Origin of the sequence: Haloarcula sp. Atlit-7R (genome assembly GCF_003666065.1) — an archaeon.
Taxonomy (GTDB): domain Archaea; phylum Halobacteriota; class Halobacteria; order Halobacteriales; family Haloarculaceae; genus Haloarcula; species Haloarcula taiwanensis.
On record NZ_QXIK01000010.1, the window covers coordinates 18,564 to 34,947 of the forward strand.

Here is a 16,384-nt window from a genome sequence, read left to right on the forward strand (position 1 = left end):
CAAGTTATGGAGAGTCGTTCCAGTTGTACCGCATGACGAGGTCTTCCTCGTCGATTTCGCTGGCGAGTTTGTCCACGAGCTCGTCCTGTTCGAGATCACCGAACTGCTCCAGTTCGTAGGGCTTGACCGTCACTGGCGAGGACTCACCCTCGGCGATGCGCTCTTGCAGCTTGGCGACGCCGTAGATGAGTGCCTCGGGGCGTGGCGGACAGCCCGGCACGTGGATGTCGACCGGAATGACCTCCTCCGCGCCCTTGATGACGTTGTACCCTTCCTGGAACGGGCCGCCGGAAATGGTACAGGATCCCATCGAGACGACGAACTTCGGCTCGGGCATCTGATCGTAGACACGCTTCATCCGCGGGGCGAACTTCGAGACGATGGTCCCCGGGACGATGATAACGTCCGCTTGGCGCGGGGACGCGCGTGGCACCCCCGAACCGAAGCGGTCGAGGTCGTGCTTGATCGCGTAGGTGTGGATCATCTCGATGCTACAGCAGGCGATCCCGAACTGCAGCATGAACATCGAGGAGCCCCGGACCCAGTTCATGAACTTGTCGAACTTGGTCAGGATGAACGGCGTCGACCCGAACGCCTCGCGTAGCGTCGAGTTGAAGCGGTCGTCGGCCCCGTCACCCATGCGGGCTTCCTGTGTCGATACGTCTTCGACGGCCGGTGGTGTCTGGTCACTACTCATATGTGTCTGCCCCCTTCGTGGCGCGCGGACTGCGCACCCACTGAACTGCACCGTTACGCCAGGCCCAACCGAGTCCAACGGCGAGAATTCCGATGAATACGACCATCGGTAGCAGTGCCTGGGTCATCCCGACCGCAGCGACGGCGTCGCTGTAGATGACCGTCCACGGGAAAATGAAGACGGTCTCGATGTCGAAGACGACGAACAGCAGCGCGACCATGTAGTACTGGATATTAAACTTGATCTGTCGACTGCTGCCAGTCGGCACTTCACCGGACTCGTAGGTGGTGCGTTTGCCTTGTTCCGGCACGCTGGGCCGCAAGAGGCTCGAAACTGCCATCATCGTCAGTGGGATGGCCAGTGCCACGACCGCGAGCGCGCCGATGGCGATCCATGGATTACTCATTCCGGTATCTCCTATCGTCTGCCGGTTAGAAGTACTCGCATATAAGGGTTCATTGTTCGGTTTTTCGGCCCTGTGGGTCTTTAAGAGCCGACGCGCTCTCAGACCGAAAGTGCCCTGCATCCGCCACACCACCCAGGTGTGTCCCCCTGCTGTTCACTCGTCCCAGTACTCGCGTTTGAATCCGGGCGTCCCGAGTTCGTGGAGATCACGCGACGCCTCGCCGACGTCAGTCTGCAGACCCTCGTGATATGAGACGAGGCGGTCACGGAGTTCGTCGTACTGTCGTGCGAGAATCTGTACCGCGGAGAGCGCGGCGTTGAAGGACTTGCCGGCGTCGACCGCGGTGATGGGCGCGCCCTGTGGCATCCCGATGACCGAGTCGACGGACTTCTCCTGCACTGGGACACCGATGACAGGCAGCGGATAGGCGATGCTGGCGGTCATGTTCGGCAGGTCCGCGGATTTGCCGCCAGCACCGGCGATAATAACGTCGACACCGCGGTCGGCGGCCGTCTCCGCGTACGCGTACATCAGGTCTGGCGTCCGGTGGGCCGAGCAGACGAACGTCTCGAAGGTGAAGCGGCTCTCGGGCGCGTCGGTGTAGTCCGTCTGTTCCTCGAAGCCGAGTTCGTCCGCGAGCGCGGCGTAAGCTCCCGGCCGCTTGCCCTGCCCGCCGGCCATCGTCGGCAGGTCCGAGTCAGATCCCATGATGATGCCGACGTCGGGCGTCAGGTCGTTCGGCCGGTCCATCTCGGCTTCGTCGTGTAACTGGTCGATGAGCGACTGGACGCTGTCTGCGGACATACGACCCACTGTGACGGGGACCGGCGTAAGTGTGGGCGGTTTCCGGTCAGTCGGTCAGCACCTGCTCTAATTCGGCACGCAACGTCTGTGGGTCCGCGGGGAAGCACCTGAGCGGGTCGGCGCGGCCGGCGACCCGTATCCTGAGTGCGTACCGTTTGCGGTAGGTGAGTGCGAGGCTGACGGCACCAGCGACAGCGAAGGCCCCGCCGAGGAGGACGGACCGGCCGAGCGACAGCAGGCCGAACCCGACCAGCGCGGCGCTCATCACCGCGAGAAACCAGTCGATGTCCTGCAGACTCACCTCGACCACGTCGTCGAGGTCGACGACCACCGGCTCGTCATCGCGGTCGACCACAAGGCGGTCAGCACCGAGGACGATAGTCCCGCCGGTTCGGAGTGTGCCCGTGTACTGCTCGGTGTCGACGGGTAGCTCGGTGCCTGCGGTCGTGCCGTCGCCGTCCTCGCCCACGGTCAGTCGTCGCTCACCGCGGACGGACGATCGCCGCCGCGGCCGCGGATCCGGTCTGCTGCTGAGACGTATTCACTGTCGTCTTCTGTGAGCGCGGCCCAGGCCGCGAGGCCGCGTTCCTCGCGGGACCCGGGCACGGTGTTGTCGAGGATGAAGGCGACACTGCCACCGACGACCATCCCGGTCCCGCCCATGACGAACAGCGTTGTCGCAACCACATCGGTTCCGAGGACGCTCCCCAGCACCGGCACGGCCGCGAGGCCCTGCTGGAGGGCCGTTGCACCGCCGACGTCCATCCCCTGGCCGACCTGGCTCATGTACTCAGGGACTGCGAGACCGGCAAAGAGCGCGAAGCCGACGATGAAGACGTTTCGGTTGGCATCGAGGTCGACGTACTTGAGCTGTGAGAGGCCCACGGCGGCGATCTGTCCGAACATGACGATATAGAGGCCGCCGATGATTGGCGACGGAATGGTCGCGAACAACTGGCCCGCTGGTCCGAAGTAGCCGACCAGAATCATCACCGCAGCGCCAATCTGTACGACGTAGCGGGACGCGACGCCGGTGATGGCGATTGCGCCGACGTTCTCAGTGTAGGAGGTGCAGCCGTTGCCGGTGCCCATGATGCCAGCGAACACGTTTCCGACACCCTCCATGCCGATACCGTCGTTGATCCGATGGCTGTTCGGCGCGCCGCGGCCGGCGATGCGGGCGACGGAGTGGTAGTCGCCGAAGCTCTCGACGACGGAGGCGAGCATTCCAGCGAACATCCCGACGATGAAACCCGGCGTGAACTGCGGGAGCCCCCACTGGAACGGGTAGATGGGCTGGACAAGCGGTGCGCTCGCGACCGAACCGAGCGAGACGTAGCTGACCGAACCCGATGTAAAGACGCCGGTGACCGAGAGGAGGGCTGCGACAGTCCACGCAAACAGAATACCCAAGAGTACGGGAAAGAGCTTGAACGCCCGGTGGCGTCGGTCGAGGTACTGTGAACACGCGATAATCGAGAGCATTGTCAGCCCGAGCAGCCACCAGTTCTGACCGGTCCCCGGGTCGCCGAAGTTCGGGTTCGCTATCTGTGGGACGTTAAACAGCGAGAGGCCGATGAGCGCGATGACCGGCGCGATGACGACCGGACCGACGTACCGCTTCAGCTTTCCCATGAGACCGCTGTAGCCGATTACCATCTCGACGATACCAGCGACGATGACGGCCCCCTGTAGCTCTACAAGCATGGTCTGCCAGTCTGCGCCCTGCTGGGCCAGCACGCCGATAATGGCCAGCCCGGGTGCAAGCATTGAGAACGTTCCGCCCTGAACGATCGGGTACCTGTTTCCGAGCGTCGTCTGGGCGAGCGTCGCGATGCCGGAGACGACGAAGAACGTCCCGATGAGACGGCCGACCTGCTCCGGCGCGGCCTCGAACATGCCCATCGCGCCCGCGAGTCCGAGCGGAATCGCCACGGACGCGCCGATCATCGTCAGGTAGTGCTGGACGCCGAGCAGTATCGCCTGCTTTCGCGGCGGCTTGTCGTCGATACCGTACTCGACGAATCCAGCGGCTTCCGGTTCCTCCGGTGTGGTCGGGTTTTGTCCGTCGTCCGGTGGTGTCGCGTCAGTCATGCTCGCTACCCATGGCACTGCAACTCCCGATACATATTCTTTGCTCGTTGGCCCGGCCGCGACGGGACGCACCGCCCGCCTCGAAAGGAAAACGCTCTTGGCCCGCTCCGACACAGTCTTGGACATGAGCAACGGGGACGACGAGGCCGACGCGTCGGACGACGCCGAGGCAGATGGGAGCGACGTGACCGCCGAAGAACTGGAATCGCGTCTCACAGAGGCCGGCGACGCGTTAGAGGCCGCAGAGACGGAAGCCGACCTCGACGACGTTGAGTCGTCCCTCGACGACATCGAGAGCGACCTCGAAGCCGCTGACCTGCCCGAACCCGGCGAGGACGACGATGACGCCGATGACCCCCGGGAGGAACTGGAGTCACAGCTCTCCGACCTCCGCGACGATCTCGGTGCACAGCGCGGCCCCTACGCCGAGGATGTCGTCGCCATCGTTTCCGACGCCGCCGACACTGTCACCGACAGCGAGTGGACCGACGACGGAGAGGCCGAGGCTCAGGACGCCGTCGAGACGTTCCTCGACGAAAGCGCGGAGTTCGTCGACCACGACGCCGACACGGGCGGCGATTTCGTCGCTGCCGGGGACGCACTGAGTACAGTCGCCGACGCCATCGACTCGGCAAACCTCGACCCCGACGAGGACGCTGAGACTATCGAGGGCCTTCTCGAAGCGGCCGAGACGCTAGAAACGGGGCTCGAAGATGCCGAAGTCTGGGACGACCTCACAGTGCAGGAGCAACTCGACGCGCGTGGGTTCTACGACATCCTGACGAACGAGAACCGAAAAGACTTCCCGCCGGAGTGGAACGCCGCAAAGCTCCACGCCGAAGAAGGGGACTTCGAGCAGGTGCTGTTCGCCTACGACAAACTCGGGTCGGAGTTCTTCGACGGCTACATCGTCGACCTCCTGTACAACCTCGGGAGCGACGCCGAGCCGGCCTTTGACGCGATGCACCAGCGCGCACAGAAACGCGACAAGGGGCCCATCGAGGTACTGGGGAAAATCGGCGACGAGCGCGCCACCGAGACGCTGCACGACTATATCGACGGCGACGGCGATCCCGCGCTCCAGAAGGTCACGCTCCGCGCGCTGGGCGCTATCGGCAGTGCGGAGTCGGTCCAGCCGGTCGCCAATCGGCTCGACGCTGACAGTGAGGAGGTCCGCTCGGTCGCGGCTCGGGCCCTCGGCCTACTTGGGGATACTCGCGCTATCGAGCCGCTGAGCGACGTCCTCAAATCCGACGACAGCGACTCAGTTCGCGCCTCCGCCGCGTGGGCGCTCCGACAGATAGGGACCGAAGCGGCCCTCGACGAGGCCGCCCGCTATACGGACGACCGCGCGTATCTGGTCCAGGCCGAGGCGGAGAAAGCGGCGAGCGCCTGAGCCCGGGAACCTTTTTATGCGAAAGGGCGGCCAGACGCCCCGATGCGGTCGCTCACACTCGTCTGTTGCGTGCTCGTCCTCGTAGCCACGGCCCCACAGACCGCCACCGGACAGGCCGCTTCGACCGCGACGACGGCCGGCGGTCCCGACGAGCCGTCGATTCGCGCGGTGTACCCGGACCCCGTCGCCGGCGGCGACGAGGGGGAGTTCGTCGTCCTCAGCATTCCTGACGAGACCAACATCGGGGAGTACGCCGTCACCGACGGCGACAGCACCGCCCCCGTTCCGAACACGACCGCCAGCGGGCGCGTCGTCCTCTCGACGGCACCGAACCGGACCCGGACGCTCACCGACTGGCCGGTCGTGGGCCTCGGTGGACACCTCGGGCTGGCAAACAGCGGCGAGCGTATCCGACTCCAGCGCGGCAACCGGACCGTCGACGCCGTCCGGTACGCCGACCCGGCAGAGGGCGAACTCGGCGTCGTGCACGGCTCGGTCGTCCGCTGGCGGCCGCTTGGCGCGACCGACCGCCCCGTCGTCAGGGCCGCCGGTGGCGAGGTCCGTGCGTTCACGCTGCCGGATACACCCGCTGCTCCGATTCGGCCGATCCGAAACGCCGACGAGCGGGTGTACCTGGCCGGGTACACACTCTCCTCGGCCAGGGTCGCCGACGCCCTCATCGCCGCCCAGCGCCGCGGCGCGACAGTCCGCGTCCTTCTCGAAGGTGAACCGGTCGGTAGCCGCACCGCCGCGGAAGCCCGCACCCTCGACCGGCTGACCGAGGCCGGCGTCCCGGTTCGGGTATTGACAGGCTCGCGCGCCAGATACCGCTACCACCACGCCAAGTACGCCGTCGCCGACGAGCAGGCCGTCGTGCTGACGGAAAACTGGAAGCCCGCTGGCACCGGCGGCAACAGCAGTCGGGGCTGGGGCGTGGTGACGGCACAGCCGCGGGTCGTCGCGGGGCTGAACCGGACGTTCCGTTCCGACGCCGGCTGGCAGGACAGCAAGTCGTGGGGACAGTACCGTCGGGGCCGGCAGTTCGAGCGCGGAGAGCCGGCAACTGGGGAGTATCAGACCCGCTTTTCCGCAGAGTCGGTGACGGTCCGGCGGACGGACCTCCTGGTCACCCCGGACAACGCGCAGGGAGAGCTCGTCGCGACGATAGACAGCGCGGACGACTCCGTCGACGTCGTCCAGCCGACAGTCGGGGACTGGGACAGCCCGCTACTCCGGGCGCTCCGTCGAGCGGCATCCCGCGGCGTCGAGGTCCGCCTGCTCCTCAGTGACGCGTGGTACGTCCGCGAGGAGAACGCACGGACGGCAAAGCGGTTCCGGGAGTGGGCCAAGCGCAACGACGCGGCGCTGGCGGCCAAGGTGGCCGACCCCGACGGCCGCTACGAAAAGATACACGCGAAAGGCGCAGTCGTCGACGACGAGCGCGTCGTCGTCGGCAGCCTCAACTGGAACGAGCAGGCGGCGACGGAGAACCGGGAGGTCGTGGTGGTACTCCACGGGAGCGACGCGGCGGCCTACTTCGGCGCGGTCTTCGACGCGGACTGGGCAGCCGGCGGGTTCGACACGCCGGTCGGGGTCCTCGCCGCGGTGGTCAGTCTCCTCGTGGTCGCCGGACTCGCCGCTCGCCGCGTGTCCTTCGAGGCGTAAAAACGAGCGCTGACCCTATACTTCTTCGGGCAGCGCCGTCGAGCTTCCGAGGTCCTCGTCGATCTCGGCTTCGGCCATCTTCTCGACGAGAGCGTCGATGACCGACTCGCGGCGGCCCTTGACGAACTTGATGGAGCCGACAACGAGGTGGCCGCCCCCAGAGACGCCGCCACCGTCGACTTCCTCGGTTAGTTCGGTGACCATCCGCGGGATGTCCAGACGAACACCGTCCGAGCGCAGGACAGCGAAGTCCGGGCCGTAGCCGATGGTGATGACGGGGTCACCGGTCTCCGCGACCTTCCGGTCGTGGATTTCGCCGGTGGTCTTGCCGGGGGCGGGGTACGTGAATCGATGGGCGTGGTTCTCCACGTCGATGGTGTAGAGGTGTGCGCCGTTGTCGAGGCGCTCGTGTTCGACGTGGCTCATGGCGGCGTCAAGCTGGTCCTCGACGTCGCGTTCGGCCCGCTCGGCCAGGAAGTCGACGACTTCTCCGTGGCGGTCCCGGTCGTCACAGTCGACGTTTAGCACGTCGGTGATGAGCTGTTCGCCGGAGTTGTAGCGCAGCCAGTGGGTCGCGTAGTCGAGTGCCTCGCCGATGTCCCGCAGGTCGGTCTCGTCGTAGCCCTGCTCGCTCGCCAGGTCGATGTAGTCGCGCATCGCCTCTGCCTCCGAGCGGTCCGAGAGGCCGGCGACGGCGGGAACGTGCGCGAGGTCCTCAGTGAGGTCGGGGTCTATCATCCGGGCGAGTTCGACACAGAGCATGCCCGTCGTGATGCGGTAGTCCTCGTCGTGGAGGTAGGGATTGACGTGCTGTTCGATGAGCGGTTCGACGGCCTCCGGGTCCGGGTGATGGTGGTCGACAACGACAACCGGGATGTCGTAGTGCCGGAGGTTGCGGTAGGCCGGCGTGTCCTCTTCGGTCGAGCCGTTGTCGAGCATCAGCAGCATCGGGAGCTTCTGGCCGTGGCGGGTGCGGTCCTCTAGCGCGAAGTTGAGGTCTCGGGTCACGTCCTCCATCTCGTAGTAGGGGGCCTTGCTCGGCAGGCGCTTGAGGAGGTGCTGGGGCGCGCTGGCGTCCTCGTACTGGGAGGCGATGAACGATTCCAGCGCGACCTGTAGCGGGACGCTTGCACAGAGTCCGTCGCCGTCGGCGTGGTGGCGCATCCGGATCGGACGGCCCGAGAGCACCGTCTTTCGGAGTTCCGTCGCGACTTCACGAAGGTCGTTCCACAGCTTCTCGAAAGCGGGCCACTCGACCAGTGGCTCGACATCGGCCGGTTCGGCGGCCTCAGCCAGTGCAGCGTCGAGGTCGCTCTGGATATCGTCGGCTGCCTCGCCGTCGAGGACGGTCAGCGATTCGGCCTCGACCTGTAGACCGTCGTCGCGCTCCTCTGCGCGCCCGGAGACGCGGACGATGTCGTCGATTTCAACGTCGGGGTGCGCTCGGACACCGGCCTCCTCGAAGGCAGCACACGGGACGATGCCGGTTTCGTCACGGACCTGGAACACTGTGGGACCGCCGGTCTGTTTTATTTGGACGACCTGGCCCTCGATGATGACCGTCTCGCCGGTCGCGTCGGCGAGGTCGGCGACGGTGGTCGCGTCGCCGTGGACGACGCGCTCGTCCTCGTAGTCGGCGACCCGTACTTCCTCGAAGCTCAGGTCGCCGTCGGGGCGGATCTCGCCGAGTTCGACGACGAGGTCGTCGCCCACGTCGTACTGGCCCAAGAGATTAGAGTCGTGGACGAGCCCAGAGACAGCATCGGAGAGATCGACAAACACGCCGTATTCGACGGTGCCGTTGACAGTTGCGTGGTACAGTGCGCCTTCTTCGAGATCATCGGACGTACATTGGTCCGCGAGATCGTAGACGATGGTCCCGCCGTCGGGGACCGTCGCACCGTCACCGGTGCCAGTTGGCGAAGACATTTGTCAATCCTTCGGTGCTCCCCCGTTTGTACTCTTCGGAATCCACGGAGGGCCGAACACAACGCGTAAAAAGCGTCCGACCCGACTGCGTGATATGGGGTTGTTCCGAACGGGCGGGATACTCGGGATCGCAGAGTCCGCACTCGAGTTCGCGCTCGCAGCCTCCGAAGAGGCCCATCCCAACGAATATATGGGCTTTCTCCGGGGCGATGACGCCAGCAAGCTCGGGCTCGACGACGACGGCACGGTGCTGACCGACGTACTAGTCATTCCGGGAACGGAGTCGAACCCGGTCAGCGCGACCGTCAAGACGAGCATGGTGCCAAACGACATGCGAGCGGCGGGATCGATTCACTCCCACCCGAACGGCGTCCTCCAGCCCAGCGACGCCGACCTGGCCACGTTCGGCCGCGGCGACGTCCACATCATTGTCGGCTACCCGTACGGCCGCGACGACTGGCAGGCCTTCGACAGCGACGGGAGCGAGGTCGACCTCCCGGTGCTGGACGTCGAGCCGCCCGAGGAGTCCTTCTTCGATTTCGACCAGGCCGACATCGACGCCGAACTGCGCGAGGAGGAGTTCGACAAGTGACCCGCGTCGTCGCACAGGGCACGTTCGATATCCTGCACCCAGGCCACGCCCACTACCTCGCAGACGCCGCCGACATGGGCGACGAACTGCACGTCATCGTGGCCCGGTCGGTCAACGTCACGCACAAGGAGCCGCCGGTCGTCCCGGACGAGCAACGGCGAGAGATGGTCAGCGCACTCAAACCCGTCGACAAAGCACATCTCGGCCACTCGGAAGATATCTTTGTCCCGATCGAACGCATCGAACCGGACATCATCGCGCTTGGGTACGACCAGCACCACGACGACGACCAACTCGAAGCAGCGCTGTCCGCCCGGGGTATCGACTGTGAGGTCCGCCGGGCCAGCCCGCTGGAGGCCCACGCGTCCGACCGACTGCTCTCGACGGGGGACATCATCGACCGGATTCTCGACGAGCGGAGCGAGTGATTACGCTTCGACAGTGACTGTCGCCTCCGAGACGGCGCGCTCGTCTGCGGTGGCCGTCCCGGCCTCGACCACAAGCACGTACTCGCCGGGTGTCGCTCCGTTCGGGACGGCGACTGCCAAGCTGCCTGTCACCGACTCGGCGACGGGATCCCAGACTAGCTCGGGCGGATAGGACTCCCGCACGGCGGTCGGGTGCGGCTCGAAGTTCTCGTGTGCCACCTGCCAGCGCTCGGGAATCTCGGCCAACTGCCAGGTCAGGACGCCGCCCGACGAGGCCTGTACCGCGATTCTCGCTGTCCCGCCGGGCGCGGCGGTCGCATCTGCCACTTCGATAGTGAGACCGCCGTTCGAGCCGCCGGGAGCCCCACAGCCGGTGAGACAGAGTGTCCCGGCAGAGAGGGCAAGCATTGTTCTCCGAGTTCGCATACCGGCTGTTCCAACGGTCGAGTCAAAACGGTTCGCACGGACCTGTGCCGAGTTCGAGAGGTGAGTTGTCCAGAGTGGCGACAATCAAGCGCTCCTCAGCCGGTAAAAGTGTACATTCGTGTTCCTTCACCACCGATAACCCTAAAAGGCGACCATGAGCACCAGAGTTTGGAATGTATCAGCCAGATGATTGTCCCTCCCCTCGGATACTAAGCCGCCATGTCAGGCACCGTAACTGCGGCTATGTTACAGACGGGTAGTCCTGCGATATCCGCCGAGGCAGCCAGCTATCTCGCCGGGGGACTTGCGGCCCTCGCCGTCGGGTTAGCGGCGCTTGGCTCCGGATTCGCCGAGCGCGGTATCGGTGCGGCGGCCGTTGGGGCCATCGCCGAGGACCCTGATATGTTCGGCCGGGGACTCATCCTCACGGTCCTGCCCGAGACGCTCGTCATCCTCACGCTGGTGACGGTGTTCGTCGTCACGTAACAAAACAGCCCGTTTCCGGGCCTCTCCCGGTTTTCGCCGTGGTTCGAGCGACTAGAGAGGGCTGTGTGAGCCGACGGTTAGATGAGGTCGGCCTCGGCCAGCCGGTCGACAGCTTCCTCCAGTCGTTCCTTGCTGTTGGCGTAGGAGATGCGGGCGTAGCCGGGCGTCCCGAACGCGGTCCCGGGGACGGTGGCGACCTGCGCCTCGGAGATGGCCTGGTCACACCACTCGGTGTCGTCGCCGTCCGGAGCGATTTCGGGCATCATGTAGAACGCGCCCTGGGGTTCGGGGACGTGGACACCGTGGTCCTCGAACAGACCCATGAGGAACTCGCGGCGCTCGGCGAAGGCCTGGCGCATCTCCTCGACGGCGTCGTCGGTGTTCGTGATGGCTTCGACGCCGGCGTGCTGGACGAAGTTCACGGCACACGAGACCGAGTGGGAGTGGACCTTGCCAGCCTGTGAGACCAGTTCTTCCGGGGCCGCGAAGTAGCCCAGCCGCCAGCCGGTCATCGAGTAGGCCTTCGAGAAGCCGTTGAGGGTGATAGTCCGGTCTTCCATGCCCTCAAGCGTGCCCAGCGAGGCGGCTTCGACGCCGTCGTAGGTAATCTCCTTGTAAATCTCGTCGGAGATGACCGTGATGTCGTGCTCGACGGCGAGGTCGCGAACGCCCTCCAGCGCTTCACGGGAGTACACGGCACCGTGAGGGTTACCCGGCGAGTTCACGACGATAAGTTCCGTCTCGTCGGAGACGGCGTCGGCGAGGTCGTCGAGTGCGCCCTCCAGTTGGAAGTCGTGAGCGGCGGTGTCGACGCGGGTCAGGGTGCCGCCGGCGAGTTTCGCCATCGCCTCGTAAGACACCCAGGCCGGGTCGAGCAGGGCGACTTCGTCGCCGTCGTCGATGATGGTCTGGAAGATTTCGTACAAGGCCTGCTTGCCGCCGGGCGTGACGATGAGGTTATCCGGGCCGTACTGGGTGAGGCCGTCCTCGTGAAGCTTGTCGGCGATAGCTTCCTTCAGCTCGGGGATGCCGTTGGAGGACGTGTAGCCGGTGTGGCCGGCGTCGAGTGCGTCCTTGGCGGCGTCTTTGATGTTTTCCGGCGTGTCGAAGTCGGGTTCGCCGACGCTCAGGTCGACGACATCCTTGCCTTCGGCCTCCAGTTCTGCGGCCTTGTTGCTGATCGCGAGGGTCGCGCTCGGTTCTACACGTTCGACGCGGGAAGCGAAGTCCATAGTCATTGTTCGAGTTCGGTGGCGAGTTCGATTGCGCTCCGGACGGCCGAGGCCCCCTTGTCGGTTCGGGCCTCAGCCTCGTCCTGGCTCATGCCCGGGCCGATGATGCCCAGCGTGACTGGGGTATCGCGGTCGATGGACACGTCGGTCAGCCCCTGCGCGGCGGCGTTGCCGATGACCTGGTCGTGGTCGGTGTCGCCGCTGATGATCGCGCCGAGGACGGCGACAGCGTCGACATCTGATCGGCGCGCGAGCCGGTCAGCGGCCAGCGGCGTGTCGTAGGACCCCGGGACATCAATCGACGCGATAATCTCGGCGTCGTTGTCGGCAGCGGCCTCGTAAGCCCCGTGCTCCATCTCCTCGATAACGGCCCCGTGTTTGTCGTACTGGGCGACAACCAGCCCGAGCTGCACCATACCTCACACCCGGGCAGGGGCGACTAAAGAACTACCGTTCCGTGCTTGCACGGCCACGGGTCGCTACGCCGACCTCGGCGACGGGCGGGTAGCTTAAAAACCTATTATAGAAACCAGAAGCATTCTAATGCCCCATGTGCTTGAGCCAGATATGGCTGAGTCGTCCCTGCTGTCTGCCCTCCACGATTTCCGGGACCGGAGCCGGTCCTGGTTCGCGGACGACCCCCGCGCCACCGTGAAGCTAATCGTCGCCGTGACGCTTCTCGGTCTCGTCCTCAGGGTCGCGGCACTCGGGAGCCGCGTCGCCCATTTCGACGAGGGCCGCGTGGCCTACTGGGCGCTCCATCTCCGGGATTCCGGGTCGTTCGCCTACCGATACATCATCCACGGTCCGTTCATCCAGCACGTCGATAGCTGGGTGTTCACCCTCGCCGCGCCGACCGATTTCACGATGCGGCTCCCAGTCGCGATTGTCGGTGGCATGCTTCCGCTGACGGCGCTGCTCTTTCGCCGACACCTCCGGTCCGACGAGACAGTCTTCATGGCCGCCTTTCTCGCACTCAATCCAGTTCTCCTGTACTTCTCGCGGTTTATGCGTAGCGACGTGCTGGTCGCGGCGTTCATGTTCACCGCCTTCGGCCTGCTCGTCCGGTTTGTCGACACCCGGAAGGCGCGTTATCTCTACGGCGCCGGGGCGTTCATGGCATTCGGGTTCGCCTCGAAGGAGAACGCTATCGTCTACGTACTGACGTGGCTCGGCGCGACCGGCCTCCTGCTGGCGAAGGTACTCGTGCTCCCGAACGGCTACCGCGACGCCGCCGCCTTCCTCCGAACCGTCCCGAGTATCGGTGCCATCTGGGGCCGCGTCGCTGGTCGCGTTCGGGCGGACGTAGGGCTTGTCGCCACCACCGTCCGCTCGTTCCGCGACCGCCACGACAGCGCCGCCTCCGTCCTCGCGGCGTACGCGAGTCATATCGTCCTCGCCGCGCTGGTGTTCGGCCTCATCTCGCTGTTCTTCTATGCGCCCCGCGGCGCTGGTGTCGCCGGTATCGAACATCCGCCAGCACCGGCTGCCAGCGGCGACATAAACTTCTGGTCCGGCGTGACGAACCCATCGCTGTTCCCGGAGCTCGTCCAGACCACCTGGGAGCGCGTCGCTGACCAGTACAGCGAGTGGTTCTCGCCGGCCTCGGAGAAAGCCACGACCACTGAAACGGGCCTCGTCGCGTCTATCGAGACGTTCTACGAGAGTGTCGACGGTCACTACGAGGTACTGCTGAAAGCGCTGGGCTACACTGCGGCACCGCTGCTCTTGTTCTCGGTCTTCGGGTACGCGGTCGACCGACTGGGAATCGTCGAGCCGCGTCACCTCATCCCGTTCGCGGCCTACGGCGGCTACGTCTCGATTCTGGGCTACCCCATCGGGACTGACATCGGCGCGCCGTGGCTCGCCGTCCACGTCGTCGTCCCGCTGTCGATTCCAGCCGCCGTCGGACTCGCCGCCGTCGTCCGATGGGGGAACGAGTCGCTGTCGGCTGACGACGTGACCGGCGCTGCCATCGCCGCCGTCATCGTTCTGCTCGTCACTGTACTCGTCGTCAACACGACCGCAACGCGGGTGTATACAAACGAGCATCTGGAGGGGAACTCGCTGGTCCAGTACGCTCAGCCACAGGAGTCGCTCCGTGCGGATCTGGCCGAGATGGACCGGATCGCGACGGCCAACGGGAACGGCACTGATGTGATAATGTACCACGGGGAGCGCGGCGACGCATACGACGGCGACGACGCGTACGTCAAGGAAGACCGCGGTGAGTGGAACGACTCGTGGTGGAACACCAGACCGACCTGCCTGCAGTGGCACAACTCGCTGCCGCTGCCGTGGTACTACGCGGCCGACGACGTGAACGTCTCGTGTGAGAACCGGCCCGACATGCTCGTCGAGCAGGCGGAGAGTGACCAGCCGCCGATAATCATCACCCAGCGGATTGACAGCACGGTCCCTGACGAACAGCTCGAAGCCGCCGGGTACGCGCCCAAGACCCACCGGATGCGAACGAAATACAGCTCGAACGACATGACAGTGTGGGTCCACGAGTCCTACGGCCGAGAACCGAACCGTTAACCCTGCTGCTGTGGAAGCGCGCGGTATGACGCTCACGTCACCAGGGCCGACCGTCGGCGTGGTCGGCGGTGGCCAGCTCGGCCGGATGCTGGGCGAGGCGGCCGCGCCGCTTGGCCTCGAACTGCTCGTGACCGACCCGACACCGGACTGCCCGGCCGCGCCGGTCGTCCGCGACCAGCTCGTCGGGGATTTCGACGAGGCGGCGACCCTGCGGGAACTCGCTGAGCGCGCCGATTACCTCACCTTCGAGATCGAACTCGCCGACCCGGACGTGCTCGAACGGGTCGCTGAGGAGACAGGGACGCCGGTACATCCCGCTCCCGAGACGCTCCGGACGATTCAGGACAAACTCGTCCAGAAGCGCCGGCTCTCGGAGGCCGGCGTTCCGGTCCCCGAGTTCCGCGCCGTCGACACCGCTGACGACCTCCGGGAGGCCTGTGCGGAACTGGGCTACCCTGCGATGCTCAAGGCCCGGACCGGCGGCTACGACGGTCGCGGAAACATCCGCGTCGAAGGGCCAGAGACTGTCGAGGACGCTATCGACGACATCGCCGGTCCCGCGATGGTCGAGGAGATGGTCGACTTCGAGCGGGAACTGGCGGTCATGGGCTGTCGCGGCGCGGACGAGCGGGACACGTTCCCGGTCACCGAGACCATCCACCGCGAGGAAATACTCCGGGAGTCGGTCGCGCCGGCACGGGCGTCGGACGCCGTCCGTGAGCGCGCGCGTGGGGTTGCTCACGACGTGCTCGACGCGATGGACGGCCGCGGCGTGTTCGGCATCGAACTGTTCGAGACGACCGACGGCGAGATTTTGCTCAACGAAATCGCGCCCCGGCCCCACAACTCCGGGCACTGGACCATCGAGGGGTGTCACACCTCGCAGTTCGAGCAACACCTGCGGGCCGTCACCGGCCAGCCGCTGGGGTCGACCGACCAGCGGTTCCCGACCGTCTCGACGAACATCCTCGGCGACGTTGCGGAACGGCAGCCGGCAGAGTTGGAGGGGGAAGACGGCGTGCTGGCGACGCCCCGAGCACATCTGCACTGGTACGGCAAGCGCGAGGTGTACGCCCTCCGGAAGATGGGCCACGTGACGCTGACCGCCGACGACCGCGACGGCCTGCTTGACGATGCCCGCGAACTCCGTGACGGATTGACCTTCGAGTGACCGCCGCCGGCTGATTCGTGGTCCAAAACCGAGCGGTCTTTGACTATGCGGTCCTGAGTCGCGGTATGGAGCGACGGGATTTTCTCCGTGCGGCCGGCCCGGCGGCAGTCGCAGGGCTCGCCGGTTGCCTCGGCGGTGGGAGCGCTGACACCGACTACGACGTGGGGATGTCCGCGAAGGCGTTTCGCCCGGTTCGCATCGCTGTCGAACCAGGAACGACTGTGCGGTGGCTCAACACGAGCAAACAGGGCCACTCGGTCACGGCCTACGAAGACGGGATCCCAGACGAGGCGGACTACTTCGCCTCCGGCGGCTTCGACACTGAACAGGCCGCCCGCGACAACTGGGGGAGTTCCTCTGGCGGGACGATGTACGAGGGCCAGGATTTCACCCACACCTTCGAGGTACTCGGCGAGTACGCCTACTTCTGCATCCCGCACGAGCGGGCCGGGATGGTCGGAACCGTCGTTGTAACCGAAAATCCAGAAACGGCGACGACCGGCGAGTAGCATCGCTG

The 16,384-nt window shown here is 65.6% G+C and carries 17 protein-coding genes; 8 read left to right on the forward strand and 9 right to left on the reverse strand.

The genetic code is table 11. From position 1 onward, the window contains the following. Window positions 1–4: 4 nt before the first annotated feature. The 5 genes from D3D01_RS16840 to D3D01_RS16860 form a co-directional block, all read right to left on the reverse strand. Entirely contained in the window at window positions 5–697 is a 693-nt protein-coding gene (locus tag D3D01_RS16840; RefSeq protein ID WP_004957101.1) for an NADH-quinone oxidoreductase subunit B, read from the reverse strand. Then, entirely contained in the window at window positions 690–1,103 is a 414-nt protein-coding gene (locus tag D3D01_RS16845; RefSeq protein WP_101350488.1) for an NADH-quinone oxidoreductase subunit A, read from the reverse strand. The genes D3D01_RS16840 and D3D01_RS16845 overlap by 8 nt, the downstream gene beginning before the upstream one ends. A gap of 153 nt (window positions 1,104–1,256) precedes the next feature. Then, on the reverse strand, window positions 1,257–1,907 hold the full coding sequence (locus tag D3D01_RS16850; protein ID WP_101350487.1) for an AIR carboxylase family protein: 651 nt from the start codon (window positions 1,905–1,907) through the stop codon (window positions 1,257–1,259). 46 nt (window positions 1,908–1,953) lie between these two features. Further along, window positions 1,954–2,376, reverse strand: coding sequence for a hypothetical protein (locus D3D01_RS16855; protein ID WP_101350486.1), 423 nt, complete (start codon window positions 2,374–2,376; stop codon window positions 1,954–1,956). 2 nt (window positions 2,377–2,378) lie between these two features. Further along, window positions 2,379–4,001 carry a uracil-xanthine permease family protein gene (locus D3D01_RS16860; RefSeq protein WP_121513055.1) on the reverse strand — a complete coding sequence of 541 codons (1,623 nt, stop codon included), beginning with the start codon at window positions 3,999–4,001 and terminating at the stop codon, window positions 2,379–2,381. A gap of 124 nt (window positions 4,002–4,125) precedes the next feature. Here D3D01_RS16860 and D3D01_RS16865 point away from each other — a divergent pair, with 124 nt between their 5' ends. Next, entirely contained in the window at window positions 4,126–5,397 is a 1,272-nt protein-coding gene (locus D3D01_RS16865; protein WP_121513056.1) for a HEAT repeat domain-containing protein, read from the forward strand. 42 nt (window positions 5,398–5,439) lie between these two features. Next, window positions 5,440–7,062 carry a phospholipase D-like domain-containing protein gene (locus D3D01_RS16870; protein ID WP_121513057.1) on the forward strand — a complete coding sequence of 541 codons (1,623 nt, stop codon included), beginning with the start codon at window positions 5,440–5,442 and terminating at the stop codon, window positions 7,060–7,062. A 15-nt stretch (window positions 7,063–7,077) separates the two neighbouring features. On the opposite strand, the gene D3D01_RS16875 is transcribed toward D3D01_RS16870, so the two are convergent. Then, window positions 7,078–8,991: a DHH family phosphoesterase gene (locus tag D3D01_RS16875; RefSeq protein WP_121513058.1), complete on the reverse strand. Its 1,914-nt coding sequence runs from the start codon at window positions 8,989–8,991 to the stop codon at window positions 7,078–7,080. Window positions 8,992–9,085: 94 nt separating this feature from the next. On the opposite strand from D3D01_RS16875, the gene D3D01_RS16880 reads away from it, so the two are divergent. Beyond that, the gene (locus D3D01_RS16880) at window positions 9,086–9,583 is read left to right on the forward strand and encodes a Mov34/MPN/PAD-1 family protein (protein WP_101350481.1); all 498 of its coding nucleotides are present in this window, start codon (window positions 9,086–9,088) and stop codon (window positions 9,581–9,583) included. Then, window positions 9,580–10,011: an adenylyltransferase/cytidyltransferase family protein gene (locus D3D01_RS16885; RefSeq protein WP_101350480.1), complete on the forward strand. Its 432-nt coding sequence runs from the start codon at window positions 9,580–9,582 to the stop codon at window positions 10,009–10,011. The genes D3D01_RS16880 and D3D01_RS16885 overlap by 4 nt, the downstream gene beginning before the upstream one ends. Here the strand turns inward: D3D01_RS16885 and D3D01_RS16890 are convergent, their stop codons facing one another. Next, window positions 10,012–10,437 carry a hypothetical protein gene (locus tag D3D01_RS16890; RefSeq protein WP_121513059.1) on the reverse strand — a complete coding sequence of 142 codons (426 nt, stop codon included), beginning with the start codon at window positions 10,435–10,437 and terminating at the stop codon, window positions 10,012–10,014. Between the two features lie 219 nt (window positions 10,438–10,656). On the opposite strand from D3D01_RS16890, the gene D3D01_RS16895 reads away from it, so the two are divergent. After that, window positions 10,657–10,923, forward strand: a complete 267-nt coding sequence (locus tag D3D01_RS16895) for an ATP synthase subunit C (protein ID WP_101350478.1) — start codon at window positions 10,657–10,659, stop codon at window positions 10,921–10,923. A 77-nt stretch (window positions 10,924–11,000) separates the two neighbouring features. Here D3D01_RS16895 and D3D01_RS16900 read toward each other — a convergent pair whose 3' ends face one another. Next, window positions 11,001–12,161, reverse strand: a complete 1,161-nt coding sequence (locus tag D3D01_RS16900) for a pyridoxal phosphate-dependent aminotransferase (protein WP_121513060.1) — start codon at window positions 12,159–12,161, stop codon at window positions 11,001–11,003. Then, window positions 12,158–12,571: a 6,7-dimethyl-8-ribityllumazine synthase gene (ribH, locus tag D3D01_RS16905; RefSeq protein ID WP_121513061.1), complete on the reverse strand. Its 414-nt coding sequence runs from the start codon at window positions 12,569–12,571 to the stop codon at window positions 12,158–12,160. Before ribH ends, D3D01_RS16900 begins: the two co-directional genes overlap by 4 nt. Window positions 12,572–12,722: 151 nt before the next feature. On the opposite strand from ribH, the gene D3D01_RS16910 reads away from it, so the two are divergent. The 3 genes from D3D01_RS16910 (at window position 12,723) to D3D01_RS25055 (ending at window position 16,376) form a co-directional block, all read left to right on the forward strand. Continuing rightward, window positions 12,723–14,696 (forward strand): flippase activity-associated protein Agl23, encoded by a 1,974-nt coding sequence (locus tag D3D01_RS16910; RefSeq protein WP_121513062.1) that lies wholly within the window; start codon window positions 12,723–12,725, stop codon window positions 14,694–14,696. A gap of 25 nt (window positions 14,697–14,721) precedes the next feature. Next, on the forward strand, window positions 14,722–15,867 hold the full coding sequence (locus tag D3D01_RS16915) for a 5-(carboxyamino)imidazole ribonucleotide synthase (RefSeq protein ID WP_121513063.1): 1,146 nt from the start codon (window positions 14,722–14,724) through the stop codon (window positions 15,865–15,867). 221 nt (window positions 15,868–16,088) lie between these two features. Further along, complete coding sequence (locus tag D3D01_RS25055; RefSeq protein WP_394343405.1) at window positions 16,089–16,376, forward strand: plastocyanin/azurin family copper-binding protein; 288 nt, start codon at window positions 16,089–16,091, stop codon at window positions 16,374–16,376. The last annotated feature ends 8 nt before the right edge of the window (window positions 16,377–16,384 follow it).

Excerpts from the sequence above, each read along its gene's own strand:
- D3D01_RS16840 (WP_004957101.1), bottom strand. The coding sequence starts at position 697 with ATGAGTAGTGACCAGACACCACCGGCCGTCGAAGACGTATCGACACAG.
- D3D01_RS16845 (WP_101350488.1), bottom strand. The coding sequence starts at position 1,103 with ATGAGTAATCCATGGATCGCCATCGGCGCGCTCGCGGTCGTGGCACTG.
- D3D01_RS16850 (WP_101350487.1), bottom strand. The coding sequence starts at position 1,907 with ATGTCCGCAGACAGCGTCCAGTCGCTCATCGACCAGTTACACGACGAA.
- D3D01_RS16860 (WP_121513055.1), bottom strand. The coding sequence starts at position 4,001 with ATGACTGACGCGACACCACCGGACGACGGACAAAACCCGACCACACCG.
- D3D01_RS16865 (WP_121513056.1), top strand. The coding sequence starts at position 4,126 with ATGAGCAACGGGGACGACGAGGCCGACGCGTCGGACGACGCCGAGGCA.
- D3D01_RS16870 (WP_121513057.1), top strand. The coding sequence starts at position 5,440 with ATGCGGTCGCTCACACTCGTCTGTTGCGTGCTCGTCCTCGTAGCCACG.
- D3D01_RS16875 (WP_121513058.1), bottom strand. The coding sequence starts at position 8,991 with ATGTCTTCGCCAACTGGCACCGGTGACGGTGCGACGGTCCCCGACGGC.
- D3D01_RS16880 (WP_101350481.1), top strand. The coding sequence starts at position 9,086 with ATGGGGTTGTTCCGAACGGGCGGGATACTCGGGATCGCAGAGTCCGCA.
- D3D01_RS16890 (WP_121513059.1), bottom strand. The coding sequence starts at position 10,437 with ATGCGAACTCGGAGAACAATGCTTGCCCTCTCTGCCGGGACACTCTGT.
- D3D01_RS16895 (WP_101350478.1), top strand. The coding sequence starts at position 10,657 with ATGTCAGGCACCGTAACTGCGGCTATGTTACAGACGGGTAGTCCTGCG.
- D3D01_RS16900 (WP_121513060.1), bottom strand. The coding sequence starts at position 12,161 with ATGACTATGGACTTCGCTTCCCGCGTCGAACGTGTAGAACCGAGCGCG.
- ribH (WP_121513061.1), bottom strand. The coding sequence starts at position 12,571 with ATGGTGCAGCTCGGGCTGGTTGTCGCCCAGTACGACAAACACGGGGCC.
- D3D01_RS16910 (WP_121513062.1), top strand. The coding sequence starts at position 12,723 with ATGGCTGAGTCGTCCCTGCTGTCTGCCCTCCACGATTTCCGGGACCGG.
- D3D01_RS16915 (WP_121513063.1), top strand. The coding sequence starts at position 14,722 with ATGACGCTCACGTCACCAGGGCCGACCGTCGGCGTGGTCGGCGGTGGC.